Annotated in this window: 19 protein-coding genes; 9 read left to right on the plus strand and 10 right to left on the minus strand. The window is 71.3% G+C overall.

Features of this window, described 5'->3' with window-relative positions:
- Window positions 1-3: 3 nt before the first annotated feature.
- The 4 genes from NRP21_RS27305 to accD all read right to left on the minus strand — a co-directional run bounded on the left by NRP21_RS27305 (window position 4) and on the right by accD (window position 5377).
- On the minus strand, window positions 4-1014 hold the full coding sequence (locus tag NRP21_RS27305) for a Bug family tripartite tricarboxylate transporter substrate binding protein (protein WP_257719410.1): 1011 nt from the start codon (window positions 1012-1014) through the stop codon (window positions 4-6).
- Window positions 1015-1125: 111 nt separating this feature from the next.
- Window positions 1126-2487, minus strand: a complete 1362-nt coding sequence (purB, locus tag NRP21_RS27310; RefSeq protein WP_257719411.1) for an adenylosuccinate lyase — start codon at window positions 2485-2487, stop codon at window positions 1126-1128.
- A gap of 612 nt (window positions 2488-3099) precedes the next feature.
- Window positions 3100-4464, minus strand: coding sequence for a bifunctional folylpolyglutamate synthase/dihydrofolate synthase (locus tag NRP21_RS27315; RefSeq protein WP_257719412.1), 1365 nt, complete (start codon window positions 4462-4464; stop codon window positions 3100-3102).
- A gap of 13 nt (window positions 4465-4477) precedes the next feature.
- Window positions 4478-5377, minus strand: a complete 900-nt coding sequence (gene accD, locus NRP21_RS27320) for an acetyl-CoA carboxylase, carboxyltransferase subunit beta (RefSeq protein ID WP_257719413.1) — start codon at window positions 5375-5377, stop codon at window positions 4478-4480.
- Window positions 5378-5550: 173 nt separating this feature from the next.
- On the opposite strand from accD, the gene NRP21_RS27325 reads away from it, so the two are divergent.
- The 8 genes from NRP21_RS27325 (at window position 5551) to NRP21_RS27360 (ending at window position 12797) form a co-directional block, all read left to right on the plus strand.
- Window positions 5551-6543, plus strand: coding sequence for a J domain-containing protein (locus NRP21_RS27325; protein WP_257719430.1), 993 nt, complete (start codon window positions 5551-5553; stop codon window positions 6541-6543).
- Window positions 6540-6851, plus strand: coding sequence for a chaperone modulator CbpM (locus NRP21_RS27330; protein WP_257719414.1), 312 nt, complete (start codon window positions 6540-6542; stop codon window positions 6849-6851). Before NRP21_RS27325 ends, NRP21_RS27330 begins: the two co-directional genes overlap by 4 nt.
- Window positions 6844-7791 carry a PAS domain S-box protein gene (locus NRP21_RS27335; protein ID WP_257719415.1) on the plus strand — a complete coding sequence of 316 codons (948 nt, stop codon included), beginning with the start codon at window positions 6844-6846 and terminating at the stop codon, window positions 7789-7791. The genes NRP21_RS27330 and NRP21_RS27335 overlap by 8 nt, the downstream gene beginning before the upstream one ends.
- A 324-nt stretch (window positions 7792-8115) precedes the next feature.
- A complete protein-coding gene (locus tag NRP21_RS27340; RefSeq protein ID WP_257719416.1) occupies window positions 8116-9303 on the plus strand; it encodes an ABC transporter substrate-binding protein in 1188 nt (395 codons plus the stop codon).
- 43 nt (window positions 9304-9346) lie between these two features.
- The gene (locus NRP21_RS27345; protein ID WP_257719417.1) at window positions 9347-10261 is read left to right on the plus strand and encodes a branched-chain amino acid ABC transporter permease; all 915 of its coding nucleotides are present in this window, start codon (window positions 9347-9349) and stop codon (window positions 10259-10261) included.
- A gap of 7 nt (window positions 10262-10268) precedes the next feature.
- Entirely contained in the window at window positions 10269-11342 is a 1074-nt protein-coding gene (locus NRP21_RS27350; RefSeq protein ID WP_257719418.1) for a branched-chain amino acid ABC transporter permease, read from the plus strand.
- A complete protein-coding gene (locus NRP21_RS27355; RefSeq protein ID WP_257719419.1) occupies window positions 11335-12096 on the plus strand; it encodes an ABC transporter ATP-binding protein in 762 nt (253 codons plus the stop codon). Before NRP21_RS27350 ends, NRP21_RS27355 begins: the two co-directional genes overlap by 8 nt.
- Entirely contained in the window at window positions 12096-12797 is a 702-nt protein-coding gene (locus NRP21_RS27360; RefSeq protein WP_257719420.1) for an ABC transporter ATP-binding protein, read from the plus strand. Before NRP21_RS27355 ends, NRP21_RS27360 begins: the two co-directional genes overlap by 1 nt.
- A gap of 35 nt (window positions 12798-12832) precedes the next feature.
- Here NRP21_RS27360 and NRP21_RS27365 read toward each other — a convergent pair whose 3' ends face one another.
- The 3 genes from NRP21_RS27365 to sppA are packed head-to-tail and all read right to left on the minus strand — an operon-like array spanning window position 12833 to window position 14653.
- A complete protein-coding gene (locus tag NRP21_RS27365) occupies window positions 12833-13192 on the minus strand; it encodes a lipopolysaccharide assembly protein LapA domain-containing protein (RefSeq protein ID WP_257719421.1) in 360 nt (119 codons plus the stop codon).
- A gap of 19 nt (window positions 13193-13211) precedes the next feature.
- A complete protein-coding gene (ihfB, locus tag NRP21_RS27370) occupies window positions 13212-13571 on the minus strand; it encodes an integration host factor subunit beta (RefSeq protein ID WP_257719422.1) in 360 nt (119 codons plus the stop codon).
- A gap of 35 nt (window positions 13572-13606) precedes the next feature.
- Window positions 13607-14653 carry a signal peptide peptidase SppA gene (gene sppA / locus NRP21_RS27375; RefSeq protein ID WP_257719423.1) on the minus strand — a complete coding sequence of 349 codons (1047 nt, stop codon included), beginning with the start codon at window positions 14651-14653 and terminating at the stop codon, window positions 13607-13609.
- Window positions 14654-14904: 251 nt separating this feature from the next.
- On the opposite strand from sppA, the gene NRP21_RS27380 reads away from it, so the two are divergent.
- Window positions 14905-15336 (plus strand): hypothetical protein, encoded by a 432-nt coding sequence (locus NRP21_RS27380; RefSeq protein ID WP_257719424.1) that lies wholly within the window; start codon window positions 14905-14907, stop codon window positions 15334-15336.
- 278 nt (window positions 15337-15614) lie between these two features.
- Here NRP21_RS27380 and NRP21_RS27385 read toward each other — a convergent pair whose 3' ends face one another.
- From NRP21_RS27385 to typA, 3 genes are all read right to left on the minus strand, one after another.
- A complete protein-coding gene (locus NRP21_RS27385) occupies window positions 15615-16160 on the minus strand; it encodes a Smr/MutS family protein (protein ID WP_257719425.1) in 546 nt (181 codons plus the stop codon).
- Window positions 16160-16981, minus strand: coding sequence for a LutC/YkgG family protein (locus NRP21_RS27390; protein ID WP_257719426.1), 822 nt, complete (start codon window positions 16979-16981; stop codon window positions 16160-16162). Before NRP21_RS27390 ends, NRP21_RS27385 begins: the two co-directional genes overlap by 1 nt.
- Before the next feature lie 77 nt (window positions 16982-17058).
- Window positions 17059-18894: a translational GTPase TypA gene (gene typA / locus NRP21_RS27395; RefSeq protein WP_257719427.1), complete on the minus strand. Its 1836-nt coding sequence runs from the start codon at window positions 18892-18894 to the stop codon at window positions 17059-17061.
- Window positions 18895-19386 lie beyond the last annotated feature (492 nt).

Genomic DNA, 19386 nt, shown 5'->3' on the forward strand with positions numbered 1-19386 from the left:
GCCCTACTGGGCGTCGATCCGGACCTTCCGGCTCAACTCCACCCAGCCCTTGATCTCCTTGTCCAGGATCTCGGCCAGGGCCTGGCGCGGGCCGGGCACGAAGGTGACGCCGTCGGCGCGGAAGCGCTCGCGCAGCGCCTCGTTGGAGATCGCCTTGTTCAGCCCGGCGTTCAACTCCTCCAGCACCGGCACGGGAGTGGCGGCGGGGGCGAAGAGGCCGTTCCAGCTGTACACGTCGAAGTCCGGGATTGTCTCGGCAATGGCGGGGACGTCCGGCAGAATCGGCGAGCGGTCCTTCGCGCTCACGGCAAGGAGCTTCGCGCCTTGGGCCCGAAGTGCCAGCGCGTCCGAGAGCTGGGCGAAGATGCCGTGAACGCGCCCGGAGAGGAGATCCGTGCCGACTACGCCGCTGCCGCGATAGGGAACGGGCGTGATCTCCGTCCCGATCCGCAGGCCCAGCAACTCGCCGGCCAGGCGGGTGGCCGTCATCTGGCCGGTGTTGGCCAGCAGGAACTCGCCACGGTGCGCCTTCGCCCAGGCCACGAAGCCCGCGAAGTCGTCCGCCGGGAAGGACTTCGTCACGGTCAGCACGTAGGTCTGCGTCGCCAGCCGGCCCACGGGCGCCAGAAACTGCCGGGGATCGCCGGGCAGGAGATGCGGCTGGAAGGCGGCGGTGATGGAAGTGCCGGGGGTGGCGATGAAGAGCGTGTGCCCGTCCGGCTCCGCCCGCCCGACGGAGGCGGCGGCGATGGCGCCCGAGGCGCCGGGGCGGTTGTCCACCACCACCGGACGCCCGAGCGCGGCCGACATCGGTTCCGCGACCGCGCGGGCAATGATGTCCACCGCGCCCCCCGGCGCGAAGGGTACGGCGAGCAGAACGGGGCGGTTCGCAGCCCCTCCCCCCAATCCCTGGGCACGGGTCAGGCGCGGGGCCGCGAGCGCGGCGGCGCCCCCGGCCAGTCCGGCCATGAGGCGGCGCCGCGTGAGAGCAGAGCGAAGATAGGCGTCGGCCACGATGTGTTCCTCCGAGGGCGCCGCTCCCTGCCGGTTAATCCGGCTTATGTCCAGTTCGGCGCGTGAATTACAGAATTCACCTCATTTTATGGTTGATTCCGGGGTGGAGCCTTAGCCCTCCAACCAGGCGGCGCTGCGGGCCAGCACACGGTCCACGGCAGCCCCGGCCTCGCCGAGATAGCCGCGCGGGTCGGTCATGCCGGTGATCTCCGCGTCGGTGGAAACCTTCGAGATCTCGGGGTGCCGGCGCATGGCGTCCGCGAAGTCCAGCCGGTTCTCGATGCCGTGCATGGAGGCCTCGTAGATCCACTCATGGGCGTTCTGCTTGCCCACCTTCTCCCCGAGCTCGAGCATCACCCGCTCGGAGAGCAGGTAGCCGCGCATCCGGTCCAGGTTCTCCATCATGCGCGCCTTGTCCACGCGCAGGCCCTTGAGAAGGGAGGCGCACTGGAACAGCAGGGCGCCGGCCATCAGGCAGCACTCCGGCACCGCCTTCCACTCGGTCTTCCAGCCGATGCCGTCGCGCTCGCCCTCGGCCACCATCGCCTCCATCATCAGGCCGGCGGAGGCGCGCAGGCCGCGGGCGACGCAGGGCAGGTTCTCCGCGAAGACCGGGTTGCGCTTGTGCGGCATGGTGGAGGAGCCGAGCTTGCCCTCGGTGAAGCCCTCCTCCACCTCGGCGAACTCGTTGCGCTGCATGTTGAACAGCTCGTTGCCGATCTTGCCGATCGTGCCGCCGATCATGTTCAGGATGGAGACGTACTCGGCGAAGCGGTCCCGCGCCGGCGCCCAGGAGATGTCGGGCACGCCGAGGCCGAGCACCGCCATGGTCCCCTCCTCCACCTGCCGGGCCTTCGGCCCGAGCGAGGCCTGGGTGCCCACCGCGCCCACCAGCTCGCCGACGAAGAGGCGGGGCTCGCACTCGCGCAGCCGCTGGTGGTGGCGGCCGATCTCGTCCAGCCAGATGGCGCATTTGTGCCCGAAGGTGATGGGCAGGGCGAGCACGCCATGGGTGCGCCCGGCCATGATCGTGTCCCGGTGCTCCCGCGCCAGCCGGGCCAGCTCACGCCCCACCGCCTTGATGTCCCGCAGGAACAGGGCGTGGCAGTCGCGGATTTGCAGCACCATTCCCGTGTCGAGCACGTCCTGGGTGGTGGCGCCGTAGTGCACCCACTGCCCGGCCTCCGGCGAGCAGGCGGCCTGGAGCTGCTTGATGGCCGGAACCAGCGCGTGCTTCACGCGGCGGATCTCGGCGGCCATCTTCGGGATATCGATGGTGCTGCCCTTCGCGTGGTCCACGATGTCGTCGGCCGCCGTCTGCGGGATGATGCCGAGCCGCGCCTGCGCCGTGGCCAGGGCCGCCTCCACCTCCATCCATTTCTGCACGCGCATGGGCTCGTCGAAGATGGCCCGCGTCTCCTCCGTGCTCCAGTTGTGCTGGAGCGCCTGCATGTCGAAGACGGAGATGCCCATGGTTCCCTCACGGTCCGGCCCAGGGCCGCATTTCAATCAATGAAAGGTATTTTGTTGTTTGAAATCTAACAGTGGCAGGGCCGCCCCCGCAACACCTGGGTGGTTCGCACCGCCAGAGACGTTCATTGATTGCCCGAGACTATCAACAGTTTGTGAGACAACGGCAGCAAGCCGTCCCGATCAACACGTAACCGCGACGGTATACGTGATCTGCCAACAACTTAAGGTTGATTTCTCAATCACTACTAAACTCGGAGGTTTAGCAAAGGGCCTGTTAACGATCCGACCTTGTTGCGTTCTTCTTACGCCTCGTTCCAGGGGCAGCGGTCCAAAAGGCTGGGCCGCGCCCCAAAAGCGCAGAGGGGGATCAATGCCGTCTCACGCCGCCGTTCAGGCTGTCGAGGACCTCGCACGCTACGCCCGGGCGCATGCCCTGGAGGACGCTGACGAGGTCCTGATGGAAATCATGGCCCTGATGATGCGGCCATCCCGCTGGCGGGTCGCCGTTCACTTGAACAAACGATATCCCATGGCCGCCCGCCTCCGCACCGGCGCACCGGCCGCGATGCGGGTCTCCATCCCGCGCCTGCGCCGCCACCGGCAGGCCGGGAGTCAGTCCGGCGGGCTTCCGTCGGACTTGAGCACCTCCCCGGCCAAGTAGAGGCTGCCGCAGACCAGCACGCGGGCGGGCGGCGCGCCCGCCCCTTCCTGGGCCAGGGCCGCGAGGGCATCGGCCACGCGGGGGCCGGGCCGCGCCACGCCGCCCGAGGCGGCCACGATCTCCTCCGGCGGCACGGCCAGGTGCTGCCCTGGCTCGGCCACCGCCCAGGCGGTGGTGGCCAGCGGCAGCAGCGGCGCCAGGAAGTCCGCCACCGCCTTCGACTTCTTCATCCCCACCACGAGGTGCAGCGGCCGGTCCCGCCATTCCCGCAGCTGTTCCGCCAGCGCCACGCCCGCCCCGGCGTTGTGGCCGCCGTCCAGCCAAAGCTCCCAGCCCGCCGGCAGGGCGGCGGAGAGCGCCCCGTGCAGGCGCTGCAGCCGGGCGGGCCAGCGAGCCGTCTCCAGCCCGCGGGTGATGGCGGCCTCCGCCTTCAGCCAGGGCGGGTTCCAGGCGCGCAGGGCGGCGATGGCGATGCCAGCATTCTCCGCCTGGTGCGGCCCGGGCAGGGCGGGGCGCGGCAACGTCAATTCCCCGGCGGCATCGCGGAAGCGCAGCCCCTCCCCGGCCGGTTCCACCCACCAGTCGCGGTCCCGCGCCAGCAGGGGCGCGCCCCTCGCCGCCGCCTCGGCCTCCAGCGCCGCCATGGCCTCGGGCGGCTGGCGGCCGGTCGCGGCGGGGATGCCGGGCTTGATGATCCCGGCCTTCTCCGCCGCGATCTTCGCCAGCGTGTCGCCGAGGAAGTCCGTGTGGTCCATGGAGATGGAGGCGATGCAGCAGGCCGCCGGGCGGTCCACCACGTTCGTCGCGTCGAAGCGCCCGCCCAGCCCCACCTCCAGCACCAGGAGATCCGCCGGCACGCGGCTGAACAGCAGGATGGCGGCGGCGGTGGTGATCTCGAAGACGGTGATGGGGCGGCCGGCATTCGCCGCCTCCACCTCCTCCAGCGCGGCGGCGAAGGCATCGTCCGTCACCAGCGTGCCGGCCAGCCGGATGCGCTCGTGGAAGCGCACGAGGTGGGGGGAGGTGTAGACGTGGACCCGCTGCCCGGCGGCTTCGGCGATGGCGCGCAGGAAGGCGCAGGTGCTGCCCTTGCCGTTGGTGCCGGCCACGTGGACCACGGGCGGCAGGCGGCGCTCCGGGTGGCCCAGAGCGGCGAGGCAGACCTCCAGCCGGTCGAGGCTGAGGTCGATCAGCTTCGGGTGCAGCGCGTGCAGCCGGTCGATGATCCGCTCGGACCGCCCGGCCTCCGCCCCGGGAACCAGACGCAGCCCGGCGGGGGCGCCCGGAAGGTATTCGGGCGGGGCGGAATCGGCCATGGCGGGCGGGCCCCTACTCGGCCGGAGCGGGGGCGACCGGTTCCGCCACCGGCAGCTCGGCCGGCGCGGCGGGGCGCAGGAAGCCGATCAGGCGCGCGAGCGTCGCCTTCATCTCCCCGCGCTTCACGACCATGTCGAGGATCCCGTGCTCCAGCAGGTACTCCGCCCGCTGAAAGCCCTCCGGCAGCTTCTCGCGCACGGTCTGCTCGATCACGCGGGCGCCGGCGAAGCCGATCAGGGCGTTGGGCTCGGCGATCTGGATGTCGCCCAGCATGGCGAAGCTCGCGGTCACGCCGCCCGTGGTGGGGTCGCAGAGCACCACGATGAAGGGCAGCCCCGCCTCCTTCACCATGCGGGTGGCGATGACTGTGCGCGGCATCTGCATGAGGGAGACCGCGCCCTCCTGCATCCGCGCCCCGCCGGAGGCGGTGAAGACGATCAGCGGCGCGTCCTGCAGCACGGCCAGCCGCGCGGCGGTCACGATGCCCTCGCCCACGCCCGCGCCCATGGAGCCGCCCATGAAGCCGAACTCGAAGGCCGCGGCCACGGCCGGGCGCCCCTCAATCGTGCCGTGGGCCACCGCGATCGCGTCATCCATGCCGGATTTCTGCTGCGCCTCACGCAGGCGGTCGCCGTAGCGGCGGGAATCGCGGAAGCGCAGCGGGTCCGCCGGCGCGCGCGGCAGCTCGATGCGCTGCCAGCCCGGGTCGAAGGTGTAGTCCAGGCGGCGCGCGGCCTCGATCCGCATGTGGTGCCCGCATTTCGGGCAGACGTGCAGGCTGCGCTCCAGGTCCTGGTGGAAGATCATCTCCCCGCAATGCGGGCACTTGATCCAGAGGTTCTCCGGCACGTCGCGCTTGGTGCCGAAGAGCGTCTGTATCTTGGGCAGCGCCCAGTCGGAGATCCAGTTCATCGCCGCCTCAATCCGGGCCGGTCCTCCCCCATCATGAAAATGTGGGCCCGGCCGGCGCGGGGGGGAGGTAGTCGCGCCGAGGCTTTCAGCGCAAGGGGCTGTTCCACGGGTAGGGCCGGACCCGCATCGCGGGCATGGACGGATCCCGTCGCCCCGGCGTTATGCTCCGCACCATGCCCCCGGATGATTCCCGCACCACCGATCCCTACAAGGTCCTGGGCGTCGGCCGCACGGCCAGCCCGGAAGAGATCCGCAAGGCGTTCCGCAAGATCGCCAAGGCGAATCACCCTGACCTCAACCCCGGCGACCGGGCGGCGGAGGAGCGGTTCAAGGCCGCCAACGCCGCCAACGACCTCCTCTCCGACCCCGCGAAGCGCGCCCGCTACGACCGGGGCGAGATCGACGCCGCCGGCCAGGAGGTGCCTCCGCGCGGCTACTACCGCGAGCACGCGGAGGGCGCGCAGGGGGCCCGCTATGCCGGGAGCGATGCCTCCGGCGGAGATCCCTTCGCGGGCATGGGCATGGGTGGGGGCAACTTCGACCCGGACGACCTGGAAAGCATCCTCGGCATGTTCCGTGGCGGCATGGGAGGTGGCGGGGGCGCTGGCTTCCGTACCGGCCCGCGCCGGGGGCGCGACGCGAACTACCGCCTGGCCGTGAGCTTCCTGGAGGCGGTGAACGGCGCCACCACCCGGCTGAGCCTGCCCGGCGGCGGCGACCTGGACGTGCGCATCCCCCCGGGCCTGGAGGACGGGCAGGTGCTGCGCCTGCGCGGCAAGGGCAACCCGGGCGCGGAGGGCGGGCCCGACGGCGACGCGCTGATCGAGGTGAGCGTCCGTCCCCACCCGTTCTTCGAGCGCGAGGGCCGCGACCTGCGGCTGCAATTACCTGTGACAATGCGTGAGGCGGTTCTCGGGGGGAAAGTACCTGTCCCGACCCCGCGCGGAGAGGTGATGCTGACGATTCCGCCACGATCCGATTCCGGCGCCCAGCTCCGGCTGCGCGGCCGCGGCGTGGCGGAGGGGGGCGGCCAGCCCGCTGGCGACCTGCTGGTGACGCTGCGCCTGGTGCTCGGCCCCGTGGACGACCGGCTGGAAGATTTCCTGCGCGGCTGGACGCCCGACACCCCCTTCGACCCGCGCGAGGAGATGAGGAGGAAGGCATGATCGCCTTCGAGACGGTGGTGGCGCGCGTCTCCGGCCTGGACGCCGCCCGGCTGGAGGCCTGGATCGCCGAGGGCTGGGTGCGCCCCGCCCGGCAGGAGGGGCGCCCGGTTTTCGAGGAGATCGACCTGGCCCGCTGCCGGTTGATTCTGGAACTGCAGGAGGAGATGGAGGTAGGGGATTCCGCCATGCCCGTCGTCCTCGGCCTGCTGGACCGCCTGCACCGCACCCGCCGCCAGCTCCGCGTGCTGGCGGAGGCGCTGGAGCGCAGCCGCGCCGGCGGAACCGGCCGCGCAGGGCAGAATGGCTGAGCCGGACCTCTCGGGCAGCGTCGGCGCGCTCAGCGCCGCCGTTCTCGGCGCCGCGCTGGACATGGCCGGCCTCGCCGTCATCATCACCGAGGCGGCGCTGGACCCGCCCGGGCCGACGATCCGCTACGTCAACGCCCATACCGAGGCGGTGACGGGCTACGCCGCCGCGGAACTGATCGGCCGCTCCCCCCGCCTCCTCCAGGGCCCGGAGACCAGCCGGGCGGAGCTGGACCGGCTGCGGCGGTGCCTGGAGACGGAGCGCCACTTCATCGGCGCCACCATCAACTACCGCAAGGGCGGCGAGCGCTACCTGAACGAGTGGGTCGTGACAGCCATCACCGGCCCCGGCGGCGAGGTGACGCACTGGCTCTCCATCCAGCGCGACGTGACCGCCGAGGGCCGGAACCACCCGCGCGCCGAGGAGCTGCGCCAGCGCACGGAATCCATCCTTTCCACCCTGCGCAGCATCGCCGGCCGGAGCGCGGCGCCGCCCGAGGAAAGCCGCGCGCTGGACGACCGGGTCGCGGCCCTCGGCCGCGCCCAGGCCGGGGGCGAGGCCGGGCTGGAAACGTTGCTGCGCGCGGAGCTCGGCCCCTGGCCCGCCCAGGCCGTGCTGGACGGGCCGCCCGTCACGCTGCGCCCCGGCTTGGCCGGGCCCCTCGCCCTGGCCCTGCACGAGCTGGCCGCCCACGCCGCCCGCCGCGGCGCCCTGGCCGTGCCCGGAGGCCGCCTGGCGGTGCGCTGGCGCAAGGAGGGCGGGCGGCTGGTCATCGACTGGCAGGAAGGCGGCGTGCCCGAGCCGGACGCCAGCGGCCTGCGCAGCGGCTACGCGCGCCAGGTGCTGGACGAGGCCCTGGCCTTCGCCCTGGGCGGTGAGGCCCAGGTTCAGATGAGGGCGGACGGGCTGGCCTGCCGAATCGCGGTGCCGTTCGAGAGGTGATGCCGGGGGAGGCCTTGCCTCCCCCGGGCCCTCTACGAGCGGGCAGGATCCTGCCCCTGCAGTCGCCTAGGGTCACGGACCCGAGACGCACCTTCGTCGATGCTTCCGACTTCCAGAAGAAGATGATGGTGCGGGGTTCGGGGGGAGGGAGAATTCCTTCTTCCTTCCCCCGGGATAGAGCACCGGCGGAAGACGAGCCCGGACAAGTCCTACCGGCCTGGAACATGCATGAGCAGCCTGGCCGAAGCGCAGGGTGCTCACGGGAATGTGGACGGGCCGCGCGAAAGTATTTTAGGCTTCAACGAAACGACACGGAGGCTTCCAATGACCCTGAATCGACGCGGCCTGCTGGCCTCGGGCGCGGCCCTCGGGCTCGGCGCCGCCTCCCTCGCGCGGCCGGCGCTGGCGCAGGCGGCACCGTTGAAGATCGGGATGATCACCACCCTTTCCGGCGCGGGCGGCTACATCGGCCAGGACATCCGCGACGCCTTCATGCTGGCCATGGAGATGGAGGGCGGGAAGCTCGGCGGCACGCCGATCCAGCTGCTGGTGGAGGATGACGGTTTCCGCCCCGGCCAGGGCAAGCAGGTGGCCGAGCGGTTCATGAAGAACGAGCGCGTGAAGCTGCTGACGGGCATCATCTTCTCCAACATCCTCGGCGCCGTGGTGGGCGACGTGCTGGATGCGGGCGGCATCTACGTCTCGCCGAACGCGTCTCCGTCGAACCTGGCGGGGAAGGAGTGCCACAAGAACTTCTGGTCCGTCGCGTGGCAGAACGACAGCCTGCACGAGAGCGCGGGGCAGCTGGCCAACAACCTCGGCCAGAAGAAGATGTTCATCCTGGCGCCCAACTACCAGGCCGGGCGCGACGCGCTGACGGGCTTCAAGCGCCTCTACAAGGGGCAGGTCGCGGGCGAGGTCTATACGCGCCTGGACCAGACGGACTACGCGGCGGAGATGGCGCAGATCCGCGCGGCGGCGCCGGACGGCGTGTACCAGTTCCACCCCGGCGGCCTGGGGATCAGCTTCCTCCGGCAGTACGTGCAGGCCGGGCTGCTCTCCAACATCCCGATGACGCTCGCCTCGCCCTCCATGGACGCGACGACGCTGGCGGCCGTGGGCGATGCGGCGGTGGGGATCAATCTCACCAGCCAGTGGAACAGCGACCTCGACGTGCCGGCGAGCAAGCGCTTCGTCGCGGCGTTCCAGGCGAAGTACAACCGCATCCCCACCTTCTACGCGCAGCAGAGCTTCGACACCGCGCTGGCGATCGGCGCGGCCCTGAAGGGCACGGGAGGCAAGGTGGACGACACCGAGGCCTTCTACCGCGCGATGAAGCCCGCGAACTTCGAGAGCACGCGCGGGAAGTTCGCCTTCGGCGCCAACAACCACCCGATCCAGGACTGGTGGGCGATCAAGGTGGAGAACGTCTCCGGCAAGCCGGCGCTGGTCAGCAAGGACCGGGTGCTGACGAACCACGGGGACGTCTACGCGGCCCAGTGCAAGTTCTGACCTGCAAGTTCTGACTTGCAAGTTCTGATCTGAGGAGACGAGCGTGGCGCTTCTGCTGGAGCAGTTGCTGAACGGGGTCCAGCTGGGCGTCACGCTGTTCCTGTTGGCAGCGGGGCTGACGCTGGTGTTCGGGATCATGGGCGTGATCAACCTTGCCCATGGTTCGCTCTACATGGTGGGCGCCTATGCGGCGGCGGTGGCGGCCTCCGCCACCGGCTCCGCGATTGTCGCTCTGCTGTCGGGGCTGGCGGCCGCGGCGGGTGTGGGGATGGTGGTGGAGTACGTGGTGCTGCGAAGGCTCTACGCGCGGGACCACCTGGACCAGGTGCTGGCGACCTTCGGGCTGATCCTGTTCTTCAACGAGGGGATGGTGCTGCTCTTCGGCCGCCAACCGCTCTTCGTGAACGTGCCGGAGGCGCTGCGGGGCACGGTGCGCGTGCTGCCCGGCGTGGACTACCCGATCTACCGCGTGGCGATCATCGCGGTGGGGCTGCTGGTGGCGCTGGGCCTCTACCTGCTGATCCAGCGGACGCGGGTGGGGATGCTGGTTCGCGCGGGCGCGACACACCGGGAGATGGTGCGGGCGCTCGGCGTGGACGTGCGGCTGCTCTACACGCTGGTTTTCGGGCTGGGCGCGCTGCTGGCGGGGCTGGCGGGGGTGATGACCGGCCCGATCCTCTCCGTGCAGGTGGGGATGGGCGAGCAGATCCTGATCCTCACCTTCGTCGTCGTCGTCATCGGCGGGATCGGATCGGTGCGCGGGGCGCTGTTCGGGGCGGTGCTGGTCGGGCTGGTGGACACGGTGCTGCGCGCCTACGTGCCGGGGCTGCTGCGGCAGGTGATGGAAGGGTCTGAGGCGGACGCGCTGGGCGCGGGCCTCGCCTCGATGGGGGTGTACCTGCTGATGGCGCTGGTGCTTCTGGTGAAGCCGCGCGGGCTGTTCCCGGCTCATGCCTGAGGGGTCCATGCACAAGATGCTTCGCGACGAGCGGGCCTGGGCGGTGGCGCTGCTGCTGCTCGCGGCCCTCATCCCCGTGGTGGCGCCGATGCTGGACAGCCCGGCGACGGTGGGGCTGGCCACGCGCATCGTGATCTACGCGATCGCGGCCTCCTCGCTGAACCTCATCCTCGGCCATGCCGGGCTCGTCTCCTTCGGGCACGCGGCCTATTTCGGGCTGGGCGGCTACGCGGTGGGGATCCTCTACGCGCATTACAGCTCCGGCGAGCCGTTCCTCGGCTTCATCCCCGGCTCGAACGACCTGCTGGTGACGATGCCTGTCGCGATCATCGTGGGCGGCATCGGCGCCGCGATCATCGGCGCGCTCTCGTTTCGTACGGCGGGGGTGCAGTTCATCATGATCACCCTCGCCTTCGCGCAGATGCTCTACTTCCTCTTCGTCTCGCTGAAGGCCTATGGCGGCGATGACGGGCTGGCGATCCGGCGCGTGGCGCCGGTGCTCGGCATGAACCTGCGCGATGCGGCCACGCTGTTCTGGATCTGCCTCGGGCTACTGGCCGTGTGGCTGTTTCTGATGGACCGCATCGCTCGCTCCCGCTTCGGGCGGGTGCTGGCGGGCGTGCGGCAGGGGGAGCGGCGCATGGCCGCGCTCGGCGTGCGGACCTATTTCTACAAGCTGGTCGCCTTCGTCATCGCGGGGATGGGCGCGGCCATGGCGGGGGCGCTGATGGTGAATTACCTGCGCTTCGTCTCGCCGGACATGATGGCCTGGACCAAGTCCGGCGAGATGATGATCATGGTCATCCTCGGCGGCCTGGGCACGCTGCTGGGGCCGGTGATCGGCGCGGGCGTGCTGGTGACGCTGGAATACACCCTCTCCGGCCTGACGGAGCACTGGCAATTCATCGAGGGGCCGATCCTGCTGCTGGTCGTGCTCTTCGCGCGCGGCGGGCTGATGGGCGCGGTGCGGCGGCTGGCGGGGCGGCGCGTCCCGGCCCCTGAAGCGGTGCCGCACGGGGAGTTGCCGCAAGCTCAGAAGCCCCTGGGCGAGGCGCTTCCGGAGGCGGTGCGACATGGCTGAAGTGCCCGTCCTCTCCGTCCAGCATCTGGTCAAGCGCTTCGGCGGCCTGACCGCGACGGACGACCTGAACCTTGAGGTGCTGCCGGGCGAACTGCACGCGCTGATCGGCCCGAACGGCGCGGGCAAGACCACCGCCATCGGCCAGATCATGGGGGAGATCACGCCCGATCGGGGCCGCATCCTCTTCATGGGGGAGGAGGTGACGCGGCTTTCGGCGCCGGCCCGCGTGGCGCGTGGCCTGGCCCGCACCTTCCAGATCACGCAGCTGCTGGAGGACGACACGGCGGAGGCGAATGTGGCGCTGGCCGTGCAGGCGCGGGCCGGGCACTCCTTCCGCTTCTGGCGCGACGCCTCGCGCGATGCGCGGCTGCTGGAGCCGGCGCGGGCGGCGCTGGAGGAGGCGGGGCTGCCCCGCGCGCGCTGGGCGCTGCCGGTGGCCGACATCTCCCACGGGGAGCGCAAGCAGCTGGAACTGGCGGTGGCGCTGGCGAGCCGGCCACGGATGCTGCTGCTGGACGAGCCGATGGCCGGGCTCGGCGCCAGCGAATCCCTGCGCATGACGGAGGTGCTGCGGCGCCTGAAGGGCCGCATCCCCATGCTGCTGGTGGAGCACGACATGGACGCGGTGTTCAGCCTGGCCGACCGGTGTTCCGTGCTGGTTTATGGCCACTGCATCGCCTGCGACACGCCGGACGGGATCCGGCACGACCCGCAGGTGCGGGCTGCCTACCTCTCGGAAGAGGAGGCGGTCTGATGCTGGAGGTCGAAGGGCTGCGCGCCGGCTATGGCGGGGCCGAGGTGCTGTTCGACGTGAACCTGCGCGTCGGCCCCGGCGAGGTGGTGACGCTGCTCGGCCGCAACGGCATGGGCAAGACCACCACGGTCCGCGCCATCATGGGGCTGAACCCGCCGCGCGGCGGCCGCGTGAAGTTCCGGGGCGCCGTTGTCTCCGGCCTACCGCCGGAAGGCGTGGCGCGGCGGGGGATCGGGCTGGTGCCGGAAGGGCGGCAGGTCTTCCCGACGCTGACGGTGCGGGAGAACCTCGTCGCCACCGCGGCGGACCGGGAGAAGGCCCGCAATCCCTGGACGCTGGAGCGGGTCTTCGCCCTGTTCCCGCGGCTGAGGGAGCGGGCGGGGCAGTCCGCACGCACCCTCTCGGGCGGGGAGCAACAGATGCTGGCCATCGGCCGCGCGCTGATGACCAACCCGCACCTGGTGATCCTGGACGAAGCGACCGAAGGGCTGGCGCCGGTGATCCGGGCGGAGATCTGGACGACGCTGGCCGCGCTGAAGGCCGAAGGACAGGCGATCCTGCTGATTGACAAGACCCTGGCGGCGCTGCGGCGGCTGGCGGACCGGCACACGGTGCTGGAGAAGGGGCGCACCGTGTGGGAGGGCAGCGGGGAGGAGCTGGACCGCGACTTCGCGCGGGTGAAGGGATGGATCGGGGTTTGAAGGGAGGGGAAATGCCTTCCCCCTCCGCCGTCGTCCTACCCGATGACGCGCACCGCCGTGGAGCCGGTGCCGGAATACATGGCTTGGTCGCGGGCGATCGTCTCAGCCTCGACCCGCTTGGCCTCCTTCGCGCGGAGCCCGTTCAGCTCCGCCTGCGCGGCCTCTCCCGCGCGGATGCGGGCGCGGGCGCGGCGGCGGGAGGGGCCGCCGGCGGCCCAGGCGATGAAGGCGCCGAGCAGGAAGGCGAGCGCCGCGATCAGCAGCACGGCCAGCGCCAGCGGCGTCTGCCAGGTCAGGTCGAAGGGCCAGAGCCCGACCTGCACGGGCTGCATGTTCGAGACGGCGAACAGCACGATGACGATGAGAAGGGGCAGGAACAGCAACCAGCGCCACATCGGCGGAACTCCTGTGGTGTCAGCCTTCCGTGGCCTTGGCGGGTGGGGCCTTGGCCGGAGAGGCCTTCGAGGCGGCGGCTTGGCGCGGGCTCTGGAGCGGGCCGCCATTGACCCTCTCGCGCAATTCCTTGCCGGGCTTGAAGTAGGGGACGGCCTTGCCGGACACCGCAACGGACTCGCCGGTGCGGGGGTTGCGGCCGGTGCGGGCATCGCGCTTCTTGGCGGAGAAGGCACCGAAGCCGCGCAGCTCCACCCGGTCCCCGCGGGAGAGGGCGGCGGTGATCTCCTCGAAGATCGTGGCCACGATCAGCTCCACATCGGGCTGGCGCAGGTGGGGGTTGGCCGCCGCCAGGGCCGTGATGAGTTCCGACTTCGTCATGCCAGTGGTGTCACCGAGGGGCCGTCCGGGCTGAATCAACGAGGAGGCTGCCAAAGCGTCCCCGTGCCGTCAACGTTCAGAACGCCGCCAAGCCCTTCTGAAACCACGGTTTTCACGATCGGTGGCAAGGCGGCTGCCAGGGTCTCGCCCAGCGCGGTGCCGATGGCGGCGCCGAAGGTGCGCTCCCGCAGGTCTCGCGCACGGAGGTCGCGCACGGGCAGGTCCTCGGAGAGGTTGTGCGCGGAGGCAAGGTGGGCGCGGGCCTCCTTCTCCCCGCCGATGGCATCGACCAGCCCGGCGGACAGAGCCTGGCGGCCGGTCATGATGCGGCCGTCGGCCACGGCGCGCACGCGGTCCTCCGGCATGTGGCGGCCCTCGGTCACGCGGCGGACGAACTGGTCGTAGAGGTCCTGCACAACGGCGCGCAGCGCGGCGCGGCCCTCCTCGGTGAGAGGACGGAAGGGGCTGGGCTGGTCCTTCAGCGGGCCGGAGGTGATCGCCTCCGCGCGCAGGCCGAGGCTGCGCATCGCGTCCTGCGCGTCGAAGGATTGCAGCAGGACGCCGATGGAGCCGGTCACGCTGCCTTCCCGCGCGAAGATGCGCTCGGCGGGCATGGCGATCATGTAGCCGGCCGAGGCGGCGGTGCCGCCGAAGGTGGCCACCAGCGGCTTCGCCGCACGGAATCGGGCCAGGGCGGCGTGCAGGGCCTCGCCCCCCGCCACGGTGCCGCCTGGGCTGTCCACCGCCAGGATCATGCCGCGCACCGAATCGGACTTCGCGGCGCGGTCGATGGCCTCCACCAGCCGGCGGTCGTCCGTGATGGTGCCGGACACGGTGAGGCGGAGGATATGAGGGCCGCCGAAAGGAGCGGCGAGCGAGGCCCCTTCCCCGTTCAGCGCCACCGCGCCGGCAGCCAGGCTGCCGAGGACCGCCAGGATCGCGAGAAGGCGCCAGAGGCCGCGGCTGCGCTTCAGGCGGCGGCGGTCCAGCAGCAGGTCCGCCTCCAGCCCGCCCGGGGCTGCGGGCGGCGGCGCGGCGGCGGCCTCGGTCGGGGGCGCGGGCCAGGGGGAGGGCGTTGCCATGCCGCGTCTATGCACGCCCCGGGCAGGCCGCGCCAGAAGCAGGTGGCGCCTGCGCGGCCGCGCGCGCCGGCGCGGCGCAAAACCGGCGCCCCGTCGCGTGACATGGGACCGCAGCCCGGGTTAGACATGATGCGCTCTCCAGGCCCGGCCGCCGGATGCGGGCCGGATCCCTCCGGGCCCCCCCCCCCCCCCCCCCCCCCCCCCCCCGCCCCCCCCCCCCCCCGCCGGGCCGCTCGATCGGGACCACGCCCATGCGCCTCGCGCTCCTCGCCCTTCCGGTCCTCCTCGCCGCCACGGCCGCTCCCTTCACCGAGGCCGCGGCGCAGGCCCAGTTGCGCTCTCGCGCCATCGCCAACGGCGTCACGCCGACCTCCACCGGCGACGCGACCTGCGACGACGCGGTGGCGGCCTGGCGCGCCTGCATCGCCGCCTCCCCGAAGGCGCCGGCGGACAAGGCGCAGGCGAATACGGAAGTGGACAAGTTCGTGCGCGACGTGTTCGACGCCCGCGGACCGCACCGCGACGACCTGATCCGCGCCTGCGGGCCCACCGCCTCCGGCTACCGCCTCATGGTCGAGAACGGGACCTGCGCCAGCAACATCACCGGCGCGCGGGACGACCAGGCGACGCGCGTTGGCACGCCGCCCTCCGCGATCGCGGCGCAGCGGCGGGCGCAGCGGTAGGTTCTCTCATTCTGCGCTGATGGCCTGTCCCGGGGAGAGGAAGAAAGAATTCTTCCTCTCCCCGGGACAGGCCATCATCCTCTTCTACCAGTTGGTCCGGTTTCGCTGATGGTGCGCCTCAGGTCGATGACCCGAGGCGATTGCAAGGGCTGAATCAAGCCCTCCACACGGCACACCGCCGCAAACCATGCCCGCGGCAGCCCCATCGCGGGGTCCGGGTGGCCGTTGCCGCCCCGGCGGGAGAGGTGTGGAGAGGGCGGCGCCCTCTCCACGGCCGTTCAGCGCCGGCGCCGGAGCAGCAGGTGAACGGCCCCGGTATTGGCCCGGTGGGGGTGCGCGGCGCCAAGGATCAGCGGCCGCAGTGAGGGCAGGTTGAGCCAGTGGGGGAGTTCGCGGCGAAGGATGCCCCCTTCCCCGCTGCCCTTGCCGGTGACGATCGCCACGCAGCGCACGCCATCCGCATGGGCGTCCCGGATGAAGGAGAGGGTGGCGCCGTGCGCCTCCTCGGCGCGGCGGCCATGGAGGTCGAGCGTGCGTTCCGGGCGGATCTTGCCGCGGCGGAGGTCGCGCCAGCGGCGGTCATCCAGCCCCGCGCCGGGCTGGCCCACGGCGATGGAAGGCACGCGGGCGGGGGCGGCGGGCCGGGGCGGCGGGGCCGGTGCCGCGGCGGGCGGCTGGGGGGCTGCCGCGGGCTCGGGCGCGGGCGGCGGAGGGGCGTCCCGGCCGGGCAGGGCCTCCACGCCGTGCAGGGCCAGGTAGGCGTGCCACAGGGCCCGCTCGGCCTGCGAGACGGGGCGGGGCCCCCGGCGCTTCGTGGGTGCCATCAGTCGGCGGGGTTGGCGATCTCGCCGGGGCGGGCGATCGGCTCGCGCGCGGCGGCCGGGCGGGGGTCGGCAGTCTCGGAGAGCAGGGTGCGGGCGGCGGGATCATCCTCGATCAGGATGACGTGCAGGCGGCGGGGGCCGTGGGCGCCCAGCTCCAGGGTCTGCTCGATGTCGGCGGAGCGGGAGGGACCGGTGACGAGCATGACGTTGCGGGGCATGAAGCCACCCGAAGGCTCGGCACCGCCGCGCTCGGCCCGCAGACGGTCCCAGGCCTCCTCATAGGCGCCGAGGATGTCGGAGGCGCGGAGGATCGCGATCTCCGTCTCCGGCAGGATGTTGAGGGTGGTCGGGCGCTCCGGGCCGGAGGGGAAGACGAGGGTGCCGGTCTCCGCCACCCCGGCCCAGGCGTGCTGGACGGAGACGACATCGGTGGGCACCGCGCGGCGCGTCTCGAAGGCCAGCATGGGGCGGTCCGCCCAGGGCAGCGCGGCAAGGGCGGGGTGCGGGGCTAGGACGAAGCGGGGCTCGAGGTTCTGCGCGGCCAGGTAATCCACCACGGCGGCGGGGACGGAGGCGGCGTCCTCCACCCGCTCCACGGTGCCGAATTCCTTCTCCACGTTCTTCACGAACATCGCGATGCGCTCGGGGCCGGAGAGGCGGGCGCGGGCGGGGATGAGGTGGCGGGGATGGGTGGCCAGGCGGCCATCCAGCATCGCGGCCTGGTCGGCCGGCAGCGCGCCGCGGCGCAGCCCGCGCCGGACGGCGCCGAGGATCGCTTCCCTGGAGATGTCGGAACCCGTGGCCATGCGCGCTTGTAGCATATGGTTCATCATCTGGCCCGCAGGGCGGGCCCGGAAAGAGAAAGGGCCGGGGGATCGCTCCCCCGGCCCTTTTCGGCTCACGCCGCCTCGCTCTCCGAGCGGCGGGCGTGCTTCTTGCGCTCGTGCGGGTCGAGGTAGCGCTTGCGGAGGCGAACCGCGGTCGGCGTCACCTCCACAAGCTCGTCCTCCTCGATATAGGCGATCGCCTGTTCCAGGCTCATGCGGCGGGGCGGAACCAGCAGAAGCGCCTCATCCTTGCCGGCGGCGCGGATGTTGGTGAGCTTCTTCTCCTTGATCGGGTTCACGTCCAGGTCGTTCTCGCGCGAGTGCTCGCCGAGGATCATGCCCACGTAGACCTTCACGCCCGGATCTACGAAGAGCGCGCCGCGCTCCTGCAGGGCGAAGAGGGAGTACTGCACCGCCTCGCCGTCCGAGTTGGAGATGAGGCTGCCCTTGATGCGGCCCTCGATGGAGCCGGCCCAGGGGCGGTAGCCGATGAACAGGCGGTTCATCATGCCGGTGCCGCGCGTGTCCGTCATGAACTCGCCGTGGTAGCCGATCAGGCCGCGCGACGGGATCTCGAAGGTCAGGCGCACCTTGCCGCCGCCGGAGGGCCGCATGTCCTGCATCATGCCCTTGCGCAGCGCCATCTTCTCGACGACCACGCCCGAGTAGGTCTCATCGACGTCGATGAGGACCTCCTCGTAGGGCTCCTCCTTCTCGCCGGTCTCCGGGTTCACCTGCGTCAGCACGCGGGGGCGCCCGATGGTCAGCTCGAAGCCCTCGCGCCGCATCGTCTCGATCAGCACGCCGAGCTGGAGCTCGCCGCGGCCCGCCACCTCGAAGGCATCCACTTCCTCGGACACCTTCACCTTGATGGCGACGTTGCCCTCGATCTCCTTGAACAGGCGATCGCGGATCTGGCGCGACGTGACCTTCTTGCCCTCGCGGCCGCCCAGCGGGCCGTCGTTGATGCGGAAGGTCATGGTCAGGGTCGGCGGATCGACCGGGATGGCCGGCAGCGGCTCCGTCACCTCGGGGGAGGCGATGGTGTCGGGGATCGTGGCGTCGGACAGGCCGGCGATGGCGATGATGTCGCCCGCCTGCACCTCGTCCACCGGCACGCGCTCGAGGCCGGAGAAGGTCATCAGCTTCGTCAGCCGGCCCGTCTCCACCACCGTGCCGTCCTGGCGCAGCACGCGCACGGGCATGTTCACCTTCGCGGTGCCCTGCTCCACGCGGCCCGTCAGGATGCGGCCGAGGAAGTTGTCCGCCTCAAGGATGGAGGCGTTCATGGCGAAGGGCGCGTTCACGTCCACCTGCGGCGCCGGCACGTGGCTGAGGATCAGGTCGAACATCGGGGACAGGTCCTTGCGGGGCCCGTCCATCGACATGTCGGCCCAGCCCTGGCGGCCGGAGGCGAACATAGTATGGAAGTCCAGCTGCTCGTCCGTCGCGCCCAGGGCGGCGAAGAGGTCGAACACCTCGTTCAGCACCTCGTCGGCGCGGGCGTCCTGGCGGTCCACCTTGTTGATGACCACGATCGGCTTCAGGCCGCGGGCCAGCGCCTTGGTCAGCACGAACTTCGTCTGCGGCAGCGGGCCCTCGGCCGCGTCGCAGAGCACGATGGCGCCATCCACCATGGACAGGATGCGCTCCACCTCGCCGCCGAAGTCGGCGTGGCCTGGCGTGTCCACGATGTTGATCTTGGTCCCCTTCCAGTCCACCGCGGTGGACTTGGCGAGGATGGTGATGCCGCGCTCGCGCTCCAGGTCGTTGCGGTCCATGGCGCGCTCGGCCACCTGCTGGTTGGCGCGGAAGGCGCCGGCCTGCTTCAGGAGATTATCGACGAGCGTGGTCTTGCCGTGGTCGACGTGGGCGATAATCGCCACGTTACGGATGTTCTGCGTCACCGCGCGATGTTCCTCTGTGCGCGATGCGGGCCCATCCCCGTGGCCGGATTCCCGGGCCCATCGCGCCGTTTCGCCGTTCCGTGCGGTCCGGCGGCCTCCGCCCGAAGATCCAACCCATATGGAAGGCCCCGCGCGCATCGGCGGCGGGGCCTTTCTTCGGCGGTTCGGCGTGTTGCGGCGGAGAGATAGCGTGCCGCACACCGGATTGCGAGGGTTTCCGTGCCACAACCCCATGCGGGGAAAGCGGGCCTGATGCCGGTGCGGCCCTGCCTCCAGGGGGCTCCGCCCCCTGGACCCCCGCCAGGAGGCTGAGCCTCCTGGACCTGCATCGGGCTGCCGCAGGACTGACTTGAGGCGTGGCGCCTGACGATCAGGCTTTGATCCTGCCCTTGCAGTCGCCGCGGGTCATCGACCCGAGGCGCGCGGTCAGAGAAGCACGATCAACTCGAAGAAGAAGATGATGGTGAGGGGTCCGGGGGGGGGGAAAATTAC

Source organism: Roseomonas populi, from assembly GCF_024594815.1.
In the GTDB taxonomy this organism is placed as follows: domain Bacteria; phylum Pseudomonadota; class Alphaproteobacteria; order Acetobacterales; family Acetobacteraceae; genus Roseomonas; species Roseomonas populi.

Bases quoted from the DNA above. Each gene is read 5' to 3' on its own strand.
- purB (WP_257719411.1), bottom strand. From the start codon at position 2,487: ATGGGCATCTCCGTCTTCGACATGCAGGCGCTCCAGCACAACTGGAGC.
- NRP21_RS27315 (WP_257719412.1), bottom strand. From the start codon at position 4,464: ATGGCCGATTCCGCCCCGCCCGAATACCTTCCGGGCGCCCCCGCCGGG.
- accD (WP_257719413.1), bottom strand. From the start codon at position 5,377: ATGAACTGGATCTCCGACTGGGCGCTGCCCAAGATACAGACGCTCTTC.
- NRP21_RS27325 (WP_257719430.1), top strand. From the start codon at position 5,551: ATGCCCCCGGATGATTCCCGCACCACCGATCCCTACAAGGTCCTGGGC.
- NRP21_RS27330 (WP_257719414.1), top strand. From the start codon at position 6,540: ATGATCGCCTTCGAGACGGTGGTGGCGCGCGTCTCCGGCCTGGACGCC.
- NRP21_RS27335 (WP_257719415.1), top strand. From the start codon at position 6,844: ATGGCTGAGCCGGACCTCTCGGGCAGCGTCGGCGCGCTCAGCGCCGCC.
- NRP21_RS27340 (WP_257719416.1), top strand. From the start codon at position 8,116: ATGACCCTGAATCGACGCGGCCTGCTGGCCTCGGGCGCGGCCCTCGGG.
- NRP21_RS27350 (WP_257719418.1), top strand. From the start codon at position 10,269: ATGCACAAGATGCTTCGCGACGAGCGGGCCTGGGCGGTGGCGCTGCTG.
- NRP21_RS27355 (WP_257719419.1), top strand. From the start codon at position 11,335: ATGGCTGAAGTGCCCGTCCTCTCCGTCCAGCATCTGGTCAAGCGCTTC.
- NRP21_RS27360 (WP_257719420.1), top strand. From the start codon at position 12,096: ATGCTGGAGGTCGAAGGGCTGCGCGCCGGCTATGGCGGGGCCGAGGTG.
- NRP21_RS27365 (WP_257719421.1), bottom strand. From the start codon at position 13,192: ATGTGGCGCTGGTTGCTGTTCCTGCCCCTTCTCATCGTCATCGTGCTG.
- ihfB (WP_257719422.1), bottom strand. From the start codon at position 13,571: ATGACGAAGTCGGAACTCATCACGGCCCTGGCGGCGGCCAACCCCCAC.
- sppA (WP_257719423.1), bottom strand. From the start codon at position 14,653: ATGGCAACGCCCTCCCCCTGGCCCGCGCCCCCGACCGAGGCCGCCGCC.
- NRP21_RS27380 (WP_257719424.1), top strand. From the start codon at position 14,905: ATGCGCCTCGCGCTCCTCGCCCTTCCGGTCCTCCTCGCCGCCACGGCC.
- NRP21_RS27385 (WP_257719425.1), bottom strand. From the start codon at position 16,160: ATGGCACCCACGAAGCGCCGGGGGCCCCGCCCCGTCTCGCAGGCCGAG.
- NRP21_RS27390 (WP_257719426.1), bottom strand. From the start codon at position 16,981: ATGCTACAAGCGCGCATGGCCACGGGTTCCGACATCTCCAGGGAAGCG.